Origin of the sequence: Streptomyces sp. NPDC005898 (genome assembly GCF_040629635.1) — a bacterium.
GTDB lineage: Bacteria > Actinomycetota > Actinomycetes > Streptomycetales > Streptomycetaceae > Streptomyces.
On the sequence record NZ_JBEXWC010000019.1, the window covers coordinates 79,194 to 93,829 of the forward strand.

The 14,636-nt window shown below is 72.8% G+C and carries 16 protein-coding genes and 1 pseudogene; 12 read left to right on the forward strand and 5 right to left on the reverse strand.

Features of this window, described 5'->3' with window-relative positions; translation table 11 throughout:
- Positions 1-84 precede the first annotated feature (84 nt).
- From ABZ385_RS23895 to serC, 7 genes are all read left to right on the forward strand, one after another.
- Positions 85-1,857, forward strand: coding sequence for an ATP-binding protein (locus ABZ385_RS23895; protein ID WP_358913055.1), 1,773 nt, complete (start codon positions 85-87; stop codon positions 1,855-1,857).
- Positions 1,854-2,291: a roadblock/LC7 domain-containing protein gene (locus ABZ385_RS23900; protein WP_358913057.1), complete on the forward strand. Its 438-nt coding sequence runs from the start codon at positions 1,854-1,856 to the stop codon at positions 2,289-2,291. The genes ABZ385_RS23895 and ABZ385_RS23900 overlap by 4 nt, the downstream gene beginning before the upstream one ends.
- Before the next feature lie 2 nt (positions 2,292-2,293).
- Positions 2,294-2,650, forward strand: coding sequence for a DUF742 domain-containing protein (locus ABZ385_RS23905; RefSeq protein ID WP_358585849.1), 357 nt, complete (start codon positions 2,294-2,296; stop codon positions 2,648-2,650).
- Positions 2,631-3,305 (forward strand): ATP/GTP-binding protein, encoded by a 675-nt coding sequence (locus ABZ385_RS23910; RefSeq protein WP_358585841.1) that lies wholly within the window; start codon positions 2,631-2,633, stop codon positions 3,303-3,305. Before ABZ385_RS23905 ends, ABZ385_RS23910 begins: the two co-directional genes overlap by 20 nt.
- On the forward strand, positions 3,302-4,663 hold the full coding sequence (locus ABZ385_RS23915; protein WP_358913059.1) for a cytochrome P450: 1,362 nt from the start codon (positions 3,302-3,304) through the stop codon (positions 4,661-4,663). Before ABZ385_RS23910 ends, ABZ385_RS23915 begins: the two co-directional genes overlap by 4 nt.
- Positions 4,660-5,880: a cytochrome P450 gene (locus ABZ385_RS23920; protein ID WP_358913061.1), complete on the forward strand. Its 1,221-nt coding sequence runs from the start codon at positions 4,660-4,662 to the stop codon at positions 5,878-5,880. The genes ABZ385_RS23915 and ABZ385_RS23920 overlap by 4 nt, the downstream gene beginning before the upstream one ends.
- 127 nt (positions 5,881-6,007) lie before the next feature.
- Positions 6,008-7,126, forward strand: a complete 1,119-nt coding sequence (serC, locus tag ABZ385_RS23925; RefSeq protein WP_358698315.1) for a phosphoserine transaminase — start codon at positions 6,008-6,010, stop codon at positions 7,124-7,126.
- Between the two features lie 70 nt (positions 7,127-7,196).
- On the opposite strand, the pseudogene ABZ385_RS23930 reads toward serC, so the two are convergent.
- Both ABZ385_RS23930 and ABZ385_RS23935 read right to left on the reverse strand, forming a co-directional pair.
- Positions 7,197-7,649: pseudogene (locus ABZ385_RS23930) on the reverse strand (ABC transporter permease); the annotation flags it as partial.
- A gap of 26 nt (positions 7,650-7,675) precedes the next feature.
- Positions 7,676-8,665, reverse strand: coding sequence for a WD40 repeat domain-containing protein (locus tag ABZ385_RS23935; protein ID WP_358913063.1), 990 nt, complete (start codon positions 8,663-8,665; stop codon positions 7,676-7,678).
- Between the two features lie 85 nt (positions 8,666-8,750).
- On the opposite strand from ABZ385_RS23935, the gene ABZ385_RS23940 reads away from it, so the two are divergent.
- Positions 8,751-9,470, forward strand: coding sequence for a GDSL-type esterase/lipase family protein (locus tag ABZ385_RS23940; RefSeq protein WP_358698318.1), 720 nt, complete (start codon positions 8,751-8,753; stop codon positions 9,468-9,470).
- Here the strand turns inward: ABZ385_RS23940 and ABZ385_RS23945 are convergent.
- Entirely contained in the window at positions 9,451-10,329 is an 879-nt protein-coding gene (locus ABZ385_RS23945) for an MBL fold metallo-hydrolase (protein WP_358913064.1), read from the reverse strand. The genes ABZ385_RS23940 and ABZ385_RS23945 overlap by 20 nt on opposite strands.
- 98 nt (positions 10,330-10,427) lie before the next feature.
- On the opposite strand from ABZ385_RS23945, the gene ABZ385_RS23950 reads away from it, so the two are divergent.
- Complete coding sequence (locus ABZ385_RS23950; protein ID WP_358913066.1) at positions 10,428-11,384, forward strand: AraC family transcriptional regulator; 957 nt, start codon at positions 10,428-10,430, stop codon at positions 11,382-11,384.
- A gap of 98 nt (positions 11,385-11,482) precedes the next feature.
- A complete protein-coding gene (locus ABZ385_RS23955; protein WP_358913067.1) occupies positions 11,483-11,848 on the forward strand; it encodes a hypothetical protein in 366 nt (121 codons plus the stop codon).
- A 54-nt stretch (positions 11,849-11,902) separates the two neighbouring features.
- On the opposite strand, the gene ABZ385_RS23960 is transcribed toward ABZ385_RS23955, so the two are convergent.
- A complete protein-coding gene (locus ABZ385_RS23960; RefSeq protein ID WP_358913069.1) occupies positions 11,903-12,313 on the reverse strand; it encodes a hypothetical protein in 411 nt (136 codons plus the stop codon).
- An 83-nt stretch (positions 12,314-12,396) separates the two neighbouring features.
- Here ABZ385_RS23960 and ABZ385_RS23965 point away from each other — a divergent pair, with 83 nt between their 5' ends.
- Together ABZ385_RS23965 and ABZ385_RS23970 are read left to right on the forward strand one after the other, a co-directional pair.
- Positions 12,397-13,206 carry a helix-turn-helix transcriptional regulator gene (locus ABZ385_RS23965; protein WP_358699903.1) on the forward strand — a complete coding sequence of 270 codons (810 nt, stop codon included), beginning with the start codon at positions 12,397-12,399 and terminating at the stop codon, positions 13,204-13,206.
- A complete protein-coding gene (locus ABZ385_RS23970) occupies positions 13,203-13,460 on the forward strand; it encodes a DUF397 domain-containing protein (protein WP_358913071.1) in 258 nt (85 codons plus the stop codon). Before ABZ385_RS23965 ends, ABZ385_RS23970 begins: the two co-directional genes overlap by 4 nt.
- On the opposite strand, the gene ABZ385_RS23975 is transcribed toward ABZ385_RS23970, so the two are convergent.
- Positions 13,423-14,553: a hypothetical protein gene (locus ABZ385_RS23975; protein WP_358913073.1), complete on the reverse strand. Its 1,131-nt coding sequence runs from the start codon at positions 14,551-14,553 to the stop codon at positions 13,423-13,425. The two genes, ABZ385_RS23970 and ABZ385_RS23975, sit on opposite strands and share 38 nt — an antisense overlap.
- Between the last annotated feature and the right edge of the window lie 83 nt (positions 14,554-14,636).

Below are 14,636 nucleotides of genomic sequence, written 5' to 3' on the forward strand. Positions count from 1 at the left end.
AGTGGCCAGAACTTGAGCAGTGCCCCGGACAAGACCGAGCACGTCCGAGCAGAGTGTGTCGCTTCCGATCGAGGACCCCGATTGATGACCGCGCCAACCCCCCTAGCGCGCCCCGGGACGGAGCGCCCTCCGCTGCGCCCCTCCGTATACGTCCTGCTGGCCTGCCTCCTCGTCACCGCGGTGCTCGCCGGCACGGCCGTCACGCTCGCGCCCGCGTCCGCGCGGACCCCGCTGGCCTGGGGTGCCGGCGCCGCGGCGCTCGCGCTCAGCGCCGCCGTGACCATCGCCTTCCACGCCCTGCGCGGGCAGGCGCTGGCCCGCCGCCGGCTGGCCGCCGAGCGGCAGGAGAGCGCGCGGCTCCAGCGGGAACAGGCGCTTCGGTCGGCCGAGTTCACCCAGGAGCACGCCCGCCTCACGGCCGCGCACGCGCTTGAGGTGACCGACCTCACCGCCGAGAACGCCCGGATACGGGAGGAACTGACCTCCGCGCACGCCCGGGCCCGGGCGGAACTCACCGCCGAGAACACCCGCCTGCGGTCCGAGCTGACCGCCGAGAACACCCGGGTGCGCGCCGAACTCACGCGCCGCGCCCGCGCCGCCGAGTCCGAGCGCGCCGCCGCGCTCGCCGCCTGCGCCAACGCGGCGGGCCGCATGCAGGCGCTGGCCACCGGCATGCTCGCCGACCTGCGCGACATGGAGGGCAGGCACGCCGACGAGGACGTCCTCACCGACCTCCTGCACCTGGACCACAGGACCGCGCAGGCCGGCCGGATCGCGGACTCGGTGGCGGTGCTCACCGGCGCCCGCTCGGGCCGCCGCTGGGCCCGGCCCATCGTCATGGAGTCGATCCTGCGCGGCGCGATGGGCCGCATCGGCGGCTACCAGCGGGTGCGCGTCCACTCGGCCAGCGAGGTCGCGGTCGCCGGCCACGCTGCCGAGGGCGTCATGCACGCCCTGGCCGAGATCCTGGACAACGCGGCGAACTTCTCGCCGCCCACCTCAGAGGTGCACGTCTACATCGAGGACGTCGCGGCCGGCGTCATCGTCTCCGTCGAGGACAGCGGCCTGGTGATGGGCCCGGTGCAGCAACGCCGCGCCGAGCGCGCCGTGTCCGGCGAGGCGACGGGCCTCGGCGGGCTGACCGGTACGCGCCTGGGCCTCGCGGTGGTGGGCAGGCTGGCCCGCAAGTACGGCCTGACGGTGTCGTTCCGCCCGTCGGCGCGCGGCGGCACGGGCGTACTCCTGCTCATCCCGCACGAGCTGCTCTCCCGCCCCTCGGACGCGACCCGTCCCCCCGCCACCACGCCCGCGCAACTCCCCCCGGCGACCCCGGCGACCCCTGTCGCTGCGCCCGCGCAGCCTCCGACCACCCCGGCGACCCCGGGCACCCCCGCACCGGCCCCCGCACAGGTGCCACCCGCCACCGCGCCCGCGACCCCACCCGCGCAGCTCCCGGCGACCCCGGGCACCTCCACACCGGCCCCGGCGCATGCGTCCCCCGCCACCGCGCCCGCGCAGCGCCCGGCGGCCCCGGCCGCCCCCGGCGACGCCGACCCGACGGCGGCCAAGGATCCGGCGGCGGCCCAGGATCCGGTGCCGGAGGCGGTGGTCGCGTCCGAGGCGCCCCTCCCCAAGCGGCGTCGTGGTCGTACCCTCGCCGCCGCCGAGCGGGGCCGGCTCGACAGTGACACCGGGGAGAACCCCCGGCCGCGCCCCGCCGGCGCCGCGAGCACCGCGGCCCGTTTCAGCAGCTTCCGCCAGGCCGTCCGTACCCCCGCCCCGGACACCACCGATCCGTCGGGCGGCCCGGAGACCCCCGCCCCTGCCCAGCACCCGGAAGGCGACATCCCCCGATGACGACCGGCACCACGCCCGCCCCCACCACCGACGACAAGCTCACCTGGCTCCTGGTGGGCCTCCTGGAGCGCACCCCCGGCGCCCGCCACGCCCTCGTGCTCTCCCGGGACGGCCTGAAGCTGTGCCGCACCCCGGAGCTCTCCGTCGACCAGGCCGACCAGCTCGCCGCGATCGCCGCCGGCATCCAGTCCCTGTCGCACGGCGCGTCCGCCGAGTTCGGCGACGGCACCGGCGGGGTCCGCTCGGCGATGGCCGAGTTCTACGGCGGCATCCTCTTCATCGTCGAGGCCGGCGAGGGCGCGCACCTCGCGGTCATCGCCGCCGAGGACGCCGACGCGGGCCTGGTCGGGCACACCATGAGCGAGCTGGTCGAGCAGCTCGGCGAGCATCTGCGCGCGGCGCCCCGCGCCACCGGCGGCCGGCCCACCGCATGAGCGTGGGCCGCCCCGGCAGGGACGACTCCCCCGACCGGCTGTACACCCTCACCCAGGGCCGCAGCCGGTCGGCGCCCGACGCCCCCTTCGACCTGGTGACGCTCGTCGTCGCCGAGTGCGACCCGGTGCCCGGCATGCAGTCGGAGCACGCCGCGATCCTGCGGATGTGCCGCCTGCCGACGGCGGTCGTGGAGATCGCCGCCGATCTCGGCCTGCCGGTGAGCATCACCCGCATCCTGCTGTCCGACCTGCTCGACGCGGGCCGCGTCAGCGCCCGCCACCCCCGCTCGGGCCCCGCCCACAGCCTTCCCGACCCCGAACTCCTGGAGCAGGTGCTCGTTGGACTCCGCAACCTCTGACCGCACACCGGCCGGCACCGGCCGAAGAGCGCCGGCAGCGACCGCCGACAACGGCCTGAAGATCGTCGTGGTCGGCGGTTTCGGCGTCGGCAAGACGACCCTGGTCCGCTCGGTCAGCGAGATCCGCCCCCTCAACACCGAGGAGACGATGACGCAGGCCGGCCGGGGCATCGACGAGACGGGCGGCCTGGCGGGGCTGCGCGCCAAGACGGCCACCACGGTCGCCTTCGACTTCGGCCGCATCACCCTCGACGCGCACAACGTCCTCTACCTCTTCGGCGCCCCCGGCCAGGAGCGCTTCTGGTTCCTGTGGGACCGGCTCTTCGCCGGCACGCTCGGCGCGGTCGTCCTGGTGGACACGCGGCGCCTGGCGGACTCCTGGTACGCCATCGACCGCCTGGAGCGCCACGGCACGCCGTTCATCGTGGCCCGCAACGACTTCGGCGGGCCCGCGCACACCACCGAGCAGCTGCGCGAGGCGCTCGACCTCGACCCGCACGTGCCGCTCGTGGACTGCGACGCGCGTTCGCGCACCTCCAGCAAGAGCGTGCTGATCGCGCTCGTGGAGCACCTGAAGACGCTGTACGCCGCTCAGCGAGATGCCGCGCCGCGGCATGCCGCACCGCAGAACGCCCCTCTGGAGAACGCCCCGTGACCTGCCCCGTGACCGGCGCCGCACCCTCCCCCGTCCCGCTCTCCGGCCCCCGGTTCGCCGCCGAACCCGCCCAGCTGTACCGGGAGATCCGCCGGGACCACGGCCCGGTGGCGCCCGTGCTGCTCGACGGCGACATACCGGCCTGGCTGGTGCTCGGCTACCGCGAGCTGCACCAGGTCACCGGCGACCCGGTGCTGTTCAGCCGCGACTCCGAGCTGTGGAACCAGTGGCCGAACATCCCCGCCGACTGGCCGCTGCTGCCGATGATCGGCCACCGCCAGCCGTCCATCCTCTACACGGTCGGCGAGCGGCACACCCGGCGCGCCGCCGTGATCGCGCACGCCCTCGAAGAGGTCGACCCGAGCGAACTGAAGGCGCACGCCGAGACGTTCGCGGACGAGCTGATCGACCGGTTCTGCGGCAAGGGCGCCGCGGACCTCGTCGCCCAGTACGCGATGCTGCTGCCGGTGCGCGTCCTGGCCCGCGTCTACGGCTTCCCCGACGAGGAGGGCCCCGCCCTCGTCACGGCCATGAACGACATGATCGACGGCCGGGAGCGGGCACTGGCGGGCCAGCAGCATCTGGCGTCGTCGATGGTGCGGCTCATCGCCGACAAGCACGAGGCGCCGGGCGAGGACGTGGCCTCGTACATGCTCCACCACGGGCAACCGAACGCCATCGGGCAACCGAACGCCACCGGCCAGCCGGACGCGACCGGACAACCGGACGTGAGCGGACACCCGGACGCGAACGGGCAGGCGGATACGAACGGGCAGGCGGACGCCTTCAGCGACGAGGAGATCGCCCAGGACCTCATGGTGATGATGGCGGCGGGTCACCAGCCGACGGCCGACTGGATCGGCAACTCGCTGCGGCTGATGCTCACCGACGACCGGTTCGCCGCGTCCCTCTTCGGTGGCCGGCACAGCGTCGCCGAGGCGATGAACGAGGTCCTGTGGGAGGACACCCCGACGCAGAACGTCGCCGGCCGCTGGGCCTCGCGCGACACCCGGCTCGGCGGGCGCCCCATCGGCGCCGGCGACCTGCTCCTGCTCGGCCTCGGCGCCGCCAACAGCGACCCGCTGGTGCGCACCGACGGTTCGGCGCTGACCGGCGGCAACAGCGCCCACTTCGCGTTCGGCCACGGCGAGCACCGCTGCCCCTTCCCGGCCCAGGAGGTCGCGGAGGTCATCGCGCGGACCGGCATCGAGGTGCTCCTCGACCGGCTGCCCGACCTCGACCTGGCCGTCCCGGCCGGCGACCTGACGCGCCGCCCCTCTCCCTGGCTGCGCGGTCTGACCGACCTGCCGGTGCGCTTCACCCCGACCCCGACCTCAGCGTTTGGAGACCTCAGATGACCGCGAGACCCGGCAGGATCGCCCTCGACCCGTTCGTCACCGACCTGGACGGGGAGAGCGCCCGACTGCTCGCGGCGGGCCCGCTCGCCGAGGTGGAACTGCCGGGCGGCGTGCCGGTGTGGGCGGTCACGCACCACGCCGAGGCCCGCCAACTGCTCACCGACAAGCGGCTGGTGAAGGACATCGAGGTGTGGGGCGCGTGGCGGCGCGGCGAGATCCCCGCCGACTGGCCGCTGATCGGTCTCGCCAACCCCGGGCGCTCCATGCTGACGGTGGACGGCGAGGAGCACCGCCGGATGCGCTCGCTGGTCGCGCAGGCGCTGACGCCGCGCCGCGTGGAGCGGATGCGCGAGCGCGTCACCGAGCTGACGCACGGCCTGCTTGACAGGCTGTCCGCGTCGGGTTCCGACGTGGTGGACCTGAAGGCGGAGTTCGCCTACCCCCTGCCCATGTACGTCATCAGCGACCTGATGGGCATCGACGAGGCCGACCACCCCCGCCTCAAGGTCCTGTTCGACAAGTTCTTCTCCACGCAGACGCCGCCGCAGGAGGTCGTGGCGACGCTCGGCGAGCTGGCGGCCATGATGGGCAAGGTCGTGGCGGCCCGCCGGGAGCAGCCGGGCGACGACCTGACGAGCGCGCTGATCCAGGCCTCGGAGGGCGGCGACCACCTCACCGACCAGGAGATCGTCTCCACGCTCCAGCTGATGGTCGCGGCGGGCCACGAGACGACGATCTCCCTCATCGTGAACGCGGTCGTGAACCTCTGCGCGCACCCCGAGCAGCTCGCCCTCGTCCTGTCCGGCCGGGTCGGCTGGGACGCGGTGGTCGAGGAGACGCTGCGCCACTCCACGCCGACCTCGCACGTCCTGATCCGCTTCGCCGCGCAGGACGTCCCGGTCGGGGACAAGGTGATCCCGAAGGGCGACGCCCTGATCGTCTCCTACGGCGCGATAGGCCGCGACGAGCAGGCCCACGGCCCGACGGCCGCCGCCTTCGACATCACCCGCACGTCCCCCACCCGCCACATCTCCTTCGGCCACGGCCCGCACGTGTGCCCCGGCGCGGCGCTCTCCCGCCTGGAGGCGGGCGTGGCCCTCCCGGCGCTCTACGCCCGCTTCCCTCACCTGACCCTGGCGGTCCCGCCCACGGACCTCCACCACAAGCCGGTGGTGACCCAGAACGACCTGTATGCCCTGCCGGTACGACTCGGCTGAGCAGTCCCGGGCCCAAATCCAGCCCCTCCGGCGTTTGAGGAGCGGGGTCCGGGGCAGAGCCCCGAGGCGGAGTCTCAAACGCCGGACTGTTCAAGGCCCCCGTGCCAGAAACCGCTAGGCTCACCTCGTGGCTGAGATCCGGATTCCCGCTGACATGAAGCCCGCCGACGGACGTTTCGGCGCGGGCCCCTCCAAGGTGCGGACGGAGGCGCTGGACGCCCTGGCCGCCACCGGCACCTCCCTCCTCGGTACGTCCCACCGCCAGGCGCCGGTCAAGAACCTGGTCGGCCGGGTGCGCGAGGGCGTCAAGGACCTCTTCTCCCTCCCCGAGGGGTACGAGGTCGTCCTCGGCAACGGCGGTTCCACCGCGTTCTGGGACGTGGCGACGCACGGCCTGATCGAGAACAAGTCGCAGCACCTGAGCTTCGGCGAGTTCTCCTCCAAGTTCGCGAAGGCGGCCAAGCTCGCCCCGTGGCTGGCCGAGCCCACCGTGATCACGAGCGACCCGGGCACGCACCCGGACCCGAAGGCGGAGGCGGGCGTCGACGTCTACGCCTTCACGCACAACGAGACCTCGACCGGTGTCGCCGCTCCCGTCGAGCGCGTCGCGGGCGCCGACGCCGGCTCCCTGGTCCTGGTGGACGCCACGTCCGGCGCGGGCGGCCTGCCGGTCGACATCGCCGAGACGGACGTCTACTACTTCGCCCCGCAGAAGTCGTTCGCCTCGGACGGCGGTCTGTGGATCGGCGTGTTCTCCCCGGCGGCGATCGAGCGCGCCGAGCGCGTCCACGCGTCCGGCCGGCACGTGCCGGAGTTCTTCAGCCTGCCCACGGCGATCGACAACTCCCGCAAGAACCAGACGTACAACACCCCCGCGCTCGCCACGCTCTTCCTGCTCGGCGAGCAGCTGGAGTGGATGAACTCCCAGGGCGGCCTGGAGTTCACGACCGGCCGCACGGCGGCGTCCTCGCGGACGCTGTACGGCTGGGCGGAGGAGTCGAAGTACGCGACGCCGTTCGTCACGGACCCGGCCAAGCGCTCGCAGGTCATCGGCACGATCGACTTCGCGGACGAGATCGACGCGGCGGCGGTCGCCAAGGCCCTGCGGGCCAACGGCATCGTGGACACCGAGCCGTACCGCAAGCTGGGCCGCAACCAGCTGCGGGTCGCGATGTTCCCGGCGATCGACCCGGCGGACATCGAGGCGCTGACCAAGTGCGTCGACTTCGTGATCGAGAAGCTCTAGCACTTCACCGCCCGACCGGCCGCGGATGCGCCGCGGCCGGTCGCGCGGTTCCCCCCGCTCCTGCCGGGGCCTATCGGCTCAGCTGCCGGAACCTCCGTACCGCCAGCGGCAGGAAGACCAGCGAGATCACGATCGGCCACACCACGGCCATCAGCACGGCGTGCCGCTCGACCCAGCTCCCGCCCCCGGCGCCCGGGTTGCCGAACAGCTCCCGGATGGCCGTACCCGTCGAGGAGACGGGGTTCCACGCGGCGACCGGCGCCGGCCAGTCCGGCATCAGCGACGGCGCCACGAACACGCTGGAGATCATCGTGAGCGGGAACGCGACGGCGTAGAGACCGCCCGCGGCTTCCGGTGTCGGCACGACGAGGCCGAGGTAGACCCCGACCCAGATCAGGCTGAACCGCAGGAACAGCAGCAGCCCGAAGGCGAGGGCGGTGTCCAGGGGCCCGGCGCTGGAGCGCCAGCCGATGGCGAGGGCGGTCAGCGCGAGGATGGCGAGTTCCGCGCAGGCCACCACGAGAACCGGGGCCGGGACTGCGGCCCGGGTCAGCGCCTGCGCAGCAACCGCTTCAGCCCGAAGAGGACGAACAGCACGGCACCGGCGGTGAGCGCGCCCTTGGCGAGGTTCCCGCCCAGGTCCCCGCCCCCGGCCCCGCCGCTCGAACTCCCGCCGCCCGACGGCCCGTCGGAGCCGCCCCCGCCCTTGCCGCGCACCTCCACGGGCGTCACCGCGCTCTGCGCGCCCTCGGTGCCGTACATCAGGGTCGTGCCGTCCGGGGTGTACGTCATCGACTCGCCCTGCCGCTGGAAGGGCACGCTCAGCCGCCCCTCCCGCACGGGTTTCCTGCCCGCGCCCCGCCAGGCGAGGTCGACCCCGCCGAAGTAGCCGCGCAGGGACAGCCGGCGGCCGTCGGGCGAGAAGGCGCCGTCGGTGACCCACAGGTCGGTGGCGGCGATCCGCCGGAAGACGTTCGGACCGGCGGTGGACATCGTGGCAGGCCCCTCGTAGAGGCTGCCGCCCTCCTCCTTCTTGTCCGCGATGTAGATCCGTCCGGTCTTCGGGTGCACCATCAGCGCCTCCGCGTCCCGCGCCCCGTCGGCGTACTTCACGACGTACTGCGTGGCGCGGACCGCCTGGTCCTTCAGCGTCTTCGGCTCGGGCAGCTTGTAGATCCACACGTGGGGCCAGGTGCCGCCGAGGTTGTCGCCGATGTCGCCGACGTAGAGGAAGCCGTCGGTCCCCACCGAGATCGCCTCGACGTCCCGGGGCGCGCCGATCCCGGTCATGGTGACCGTGGCGACCGTCCTGCCGGTCCTGGAGTCGACGGCGTACAGGTAGGCGCCCTTGTCCTGGTCGTTGTGCGTCCAGTAGACGCCGGGGTGGGCGCGGGAGGCGGCCAGGCCGCTGGACTCCACGATCCGCGGGTCCTTCATGGTGAACCCGTCGTGCCCGCCGTCGGCCGCGCCGGACCCCGCCGAGGTCAGGAGCAGCACGGCGGCGGCGAGGACGGAGGGGAGAGCCCGAAGCGAACGCATGGGCCCAAGCGTGCCATCCGCGCGACGGCGGGGCGTGTGCGGCCTCACATCGCGGGCGGCGGCGCCCATCCGCGATGATGTGCGGATGCTCAGGTTCATGTTCGTCGGCGACTCGATGACGATCGGGAGCGCCGGTGAACACACCTGGCGCCACCGCATGTGGCAGCACCTGCGCGCCACCCTGGGCGACGGGGGCGTCGCCGTGGTGGGGCCGCGCACCGCGCTCCACGACAAGGCGGCGGGAGCGCCCCTGTCGCACGACTACGCCGACGCCTCCCCCGACTTCCCCCGCCACCACCTGGCGGGCTGGGGCGAGGGCTGGCTGCACATGGCGCCGCGGATCGCGGAGGCGCTGACCCGCGATCCGGCGGACGTCCTGCTGATCTCGCTGGGTCTGATCGACCTCGGGTTCTACACGAACGCGGAGCAGACGGCCGTCAACGTCCGGGCGTTCGTCGCCGGGGCCCGCTCGGCGAATCCGCGCGTGCGGATGGTCCTCCTCCCGGTGATCCCGAACATCCGGGCCGCCACGGACGCGCCGTTCGCCGCCGAGGTCGCCCACTTCAACGAGCTCCTCGCGAAGACGGTCGCCGACCTGGACACCGGCCGCTCGCCCCTGCTCCTTGCCTCGCCGCCGTCCTCGTACGACATCCACGCCGACACCTACGACGGCACCCACCCGAACGCGAGCGGCGAGCACAAGCTGGCCGCCGCCTTCGCCGAGGCGATGGCGCAGGCGTGGGGCATCGGCGGGCCCTACACGGGCCTCCCGGACACCCGGGAGCTCACGCGGCCCACCGCCTGATCGCGAACTTCCCTCCCGCGCGCCGCACTTCGGCCGCGCCCGCCCCTCGCAGGTGCGCCGGAACGACCAGCTCCCGCTCGTCGGCGGCCCGCCCGAGGACGCGCGCCCGGGTCGCGGCGGCCGCACGCGGGTCGAGGCACAGGCAGCTGCTGTGCTCCGGTTCGAGGATCTGCACCGGGGTGTGCAGGAGGTCGCCGACGAAGACCGCCCGGTCGGTTCCCGAGGCGAGCCGCAGGACGGACGAGCCGGGGGTGTGCCCGGGCGCGGCCTCCAGGCTGAGGTGGGCGTCGATGCGGTACGCGCCGCTCCACAGCACTGTCTGCCCGGCGCGGTCGACGGGCGCGACGCTGTCGGCGAAGACGGGGTCGCGGCTGACCCGGTCCGCGCCGCGCGGGCCGAAGTGGGCGTGGTCGGCGGCCGGCATGAGGTAGGTGGCGTTCGGGAAGGTGGGCACCCAGCCGCCGTCGCCGCGGCGGGTGTTCCATCCCACGTGATCGGCGTGCAGGTGGGTGTTGACGACGATGTCGACGTCCTCGGGGCGCACTCCGGCGGCGGCGAGCCGGGCCGGGAAATCGGTGTCCAGGTCCGCGAAGTGCGGGGCGTCCGGCCGGTGGCGTCCATTGCCGACGCCGGTGTCCACCAGGACCGTCTTCCCCTCGCTCCGGAGCACCCAGGTCTGTACGGCGGCCATGACCCGGCCGCTGTCGGGGTCCCAGAAGTCGGGCGCGAGCCAGGACCGGTTCTCGCGCCACCGCTCCTCGGGCACGCCGGGCACGAGCGCGGTGGCGGGCAGGAAGGGCGCCTCCAGGTCCACCACGCGCCGGATCTCGACCTCGCCGACCATCAGGTGTTCGTTCATGCGTACGACCGTAGGCAGCACCGGGTGAGCGCCTCAATGCCCGAACCGCTCGCCCGGATACGCGCATGACTCACCACCCGTTCCTCTACGCTGCCGCCATGGACGTAGTGAGCGACGCGATCGCGGCCGCGCGGGTCGGCCGGCCCGACGCCCACCGGGTCCGGGTCAGCGGCTCCTGGTGCAGCAGGCTGCCCGCGTACGACGGGATGGGGTTCCACGTGGTCCTGGAGGGCGGCTGCTGGCTGCTGCCGGACGGCGGCGGCGCCCCGCTCACCCTCGCGACGGGCGACGCGGTGCTGCTGCCGCGCGGGGCGGGCCACGTCCTCGCGGACGCACCGGCGGACGCCCGCACCGTCGCACGGGCGGCCCCCTTCGAGCATCGGCTCGACGCGGCCGGCCCCTCGCGGGCCCCCTTCCCGCTCCCCGAACAGGACGGCCCGGCCACCGAGTTGCTCTGCGGGAAGTACCGCTTCGACCGCCGGCACGCCCACCCGCTGCTCGCCGAGCTGCCGCAGACCGTGCATCTGCCCCGCCGCGCCGGACACCACCCGGAGCTGCGGGCGGCGATCGACCTGCTCGGCCGGGAGACGGGGGCGGCGCTCCCCGGTGCTGACGTGGCCGTGTCCGGGCTCCTCGACCTGCTGCTGATCTACATGGTGCGGGCGTGGACGACGGACCACACCTCGGGCGCCGGCTGGCCCGCCGCCCTGGCCGACCCCGTGGTCGCCGAGGCCCTGCGGCTCCTGCACGCCTCCCCCGAGGCCGCCTGGACCAGCACCTCGTTGGCCGCCCGCACGGGGGTCTCCCGCGCCACCCTCACCCGCCGCTTCACGACGCTGGTGGGCCGCGCCCCGATGACGTACCTCACCTGGTGGCGCATGTCCCGGGCGGCCACGCTCCTGCGCGACACGGCGCACCCCCTGAAGACAGTGGCCCGCCAGGTGGGCTACGGCTCGCCCTACGCCCTCTCGCACGCGTTCACCCGGACCTTCGGCACCACGCCGGGGCGCTACCGGAACGGTACGAATTCACGTGCCGTCGCACCGGCGCCCTGAGGCGGCCGGCGCGCACTGTGCGGCACTCGGGTCCACGCTGGAAGGGAGGGTGTTTCCCCGTGCCTCTCAGCAGGTGAGCAGGTGAGCAGGGAGGAGCCATGACAGCGATCACGCGGAAGGACACTCCGGTCGCCATCGCGGACGGCGGAGTGGAGCTGCGTTTTCAGGACGTCGGCGGAGACATGTCGGTCGCCTTCGTGAGGTTTCCCGAAGGCACCGACCTGGGACCGGCCCTCAAAGGGCTGGCCGGTGACCTCTGCCCGTGCGCGCACTGGGGCTATCTCTTCAAGGGGCGGCTGAAGATGCGGACGCCGGACGGCGACGAGGTCTACGAGGCGGGTCAGGCCTTCTACTGGCCGCCCGGTCACGCCCCGGTGGCCCTTGAGGACTGCGAGTACGTCGACTTCTCACCGACGAAGGACTTCAACGAGGTGATCGAGCACATCAAGTCACAGGGAGGCTGACGGGCGCGGGGCCTCGCTCCATGGCGGGGCAGGACTCGGCGCGTGATGACGCGGTCACCGTGCCGCGCGTTCAGTCGTCTCGTGCAGCAGATCAACCTCCACGAAGGGGACTTCACTCGTCGGGCGCGACCGCCAGTCCAGCGGCCACGTGTAGCCGTCCAACGCCGGCACGCCCACGTACGCGAGGTTCCCCGAGCGTCGGCTCAGCGCACGCGCGCCGACCGGCCAGGTGCGGGAGTCCGCTGTCTGCGGGGGCAGCAGGAAGTAGAGGTAGCGCCCACCCGTCGCCTCGCGGACGATCGGGCCCGCGCGGAAGTCCGTGAACTGCATCAGGTCGTACGCGACTTGGTCGCCGAGCGCGCCCTCGATCCGTACCGCGTCGAAGTGAATGCCGGCGTGGCGCAGGGCGTGGCCCGTCGCCGGGATCCAGTCGTGGACCCTGAGTGATGAGGTTTCCGAGTTCATGCGTCAGATGTTGTCGGGCGCTCACATACTGTGACCAGGGATTCGTAGGCGTCGTGCTGCGCTGTGCGCTTGGGGAGGTCGCTGTGCACTCCGGTGAACGAGGTTCGGAGACGTTCGGCGCGCTGTTGCGGTTCTACCGCGAGCGGGCCGGGCTCACCCTGGAGGTGCTGGGCACGCATGTCCAGTACTCCAAGTCGCAGGTGGCGATGGTGGAGCGGGGCGAGCGGCCCCCGAAAGGGAAACTGGTCGAGATCGCCGATCAGGTACTGGGTGCACAGGGTGCACTGACGCTGCTCGCGGAGAAGGAGTTCGGGAGCAGCGGGCTACGGCCGTGGACCGAGGATTATCTGGCTGAGGAGAAGAACGCCTCTGCCCTTCACGTGTACCAGAGCCACGTGATTCCTGGTTCGCTCCAGACGGAGGCATACGCCCGGGCGGTCTACGCCTGCAACTGCTACCCGACTCTGGACGACGACGAGGTGGAGAAGCGGGTGGTCGACCGCGTGGGGCGCCAGCGGTTGTTCCAGCGCAAGCCCGCGCCGAACGTCAGTTACGTACTGGAGGAGAGCACTCTCACCCGACCCATCGGCGGCCCACCGGTCCTCAAGGAGCAGCTGCACCACATCCTCGGCATCGGACAGTTACGGCACGTCGAGGTCCAGGTCATGCCGCATGCGCGGCACGTCCACGCGGGGCTGAACGGCTCCATGATCCTGCTGGAGACAGCAGAGCGTCGTCAGCTTGCCTATGTGGAAGGACCGAGTGGCGGCTACTTTGTATGCGAACAGCCCTACCTGGGAGACCTGTTCGGCAAATATGGCATTCTGCGGGCGCAGGCTCTGAACCCGGAAGAGTCAGCGAAGCTGATCGAACAGGTGGCGCAGGGACTATGAGCGTGGACCTCAACTGGTTCAAGAGCAGCTACAGCGGTGGCGAGGGCGAATGCCTGGAGGCGGCCCTCAGCTGGACCAAGTCCACCCACAGTAGCGAGCAAGGCGGCGAATGCCTGGAGGTAGCCGCAACGCCCGCCACCATCCACATCCGCGACTCAAAGCTGAACCCCAGCGGCCCCACCCTCCAGATATCCCCCGCCACCTGGACCGCCTTCCTCAGCGCGCCTGCGCGGCCCGCGCCCGGTCGGACATGAGCTGCGTGGCGAACTGGAGGTCGTCGCTGCCGTACTTGCGGCTCTCCGTGTCCTTGCCGCCCACGACAGTGAGTACCGTCCCCGTGCGTACCAGCGTGTAGTTGGTGGTCTCGGAGACGTATCCGCCGCCTCGGCCCTCGGTCACGGAGAACGCGACGAGTTCGTCACCGATGGCCGGCATGGTCATCCGCTGCGCGCCCTCCTTCGCCGCCTCGCGGCTCTTCTCCTTGAAGGCGGCGACCGCCTTCTTCTCGCTCGGGTACGCGTAGACCAGGAACTGGGTGTCCATGCCGTAGCTCGGGTAGTACACGGCTGAGCCTTCGAAGGTCGAGCCGTCGTCCTGGGAGGCGACGTCCGCGGTGGGCGGGCTGCTCTGGGTCCAGCCGGAGGACAGGCTGGTCGTATCGGGCAGGACGCTCAGGACCGCGTCGGCGTCGGCCAGCGGCACCAGCTTCTGCGATCCACCCGCCCCGTCCACACCGGTTCCCGCACCGGGTGCCGCGTCGCTTCCGCCACCGGTCGCCGAACCGCCCGGCTGGGACCGGCCGCCGGGGACGGACGCCCGGTCCGGGCCCGGCGAGTCCCCGCCGCCGAACAACTGCGTGCCGCCGTAGACCGCGAAGACCACGAGAACGAGGAGTACGGCCAGCGACGCCGCCAGCGCCGTGCGCCCCGCGGGGGTGTTGTTGAAGGTCACGGGGCCCAGCGACAGGGTGCTGCCCCGCACCTTCGCACCGCCGTCGATCACGATGCTGCCCGTGTACTCCCGAGGGGGCTCGGCCGGTGGCGGACCAGCCGTGGGAGGGCCGGCCGGAGGCGGGCCCGCCAGCGCCTCCGCGAGCCGGGCGGCGAACTCCGGGTCCGCCGCGACAAGCTCCCGCACCGCTTCCCGCAGCGCGGCCAGCGCCTGGGGGTCCTGCGGCCTCTCCTCCACGACGTCCAGCGCCGCCTGCCCGGAGGAGGTCCCGCCGATGCGCTGCCGTACGAGATCGGAGACGGTCTGTCCCACCTCCGCCCCCACCGCGCCCGCCGCGCCACCTGCGAACCCCGCCATCACGCGCACCGCTTCCGCGACCACGTCCACGGACCCCACGCCACCACCCCCGAGTCATGGGCATGCCATCGGACTCATGCCGAGACCCCTATTGTCGGTCAACCCCGCGTGTATGTAAGGGC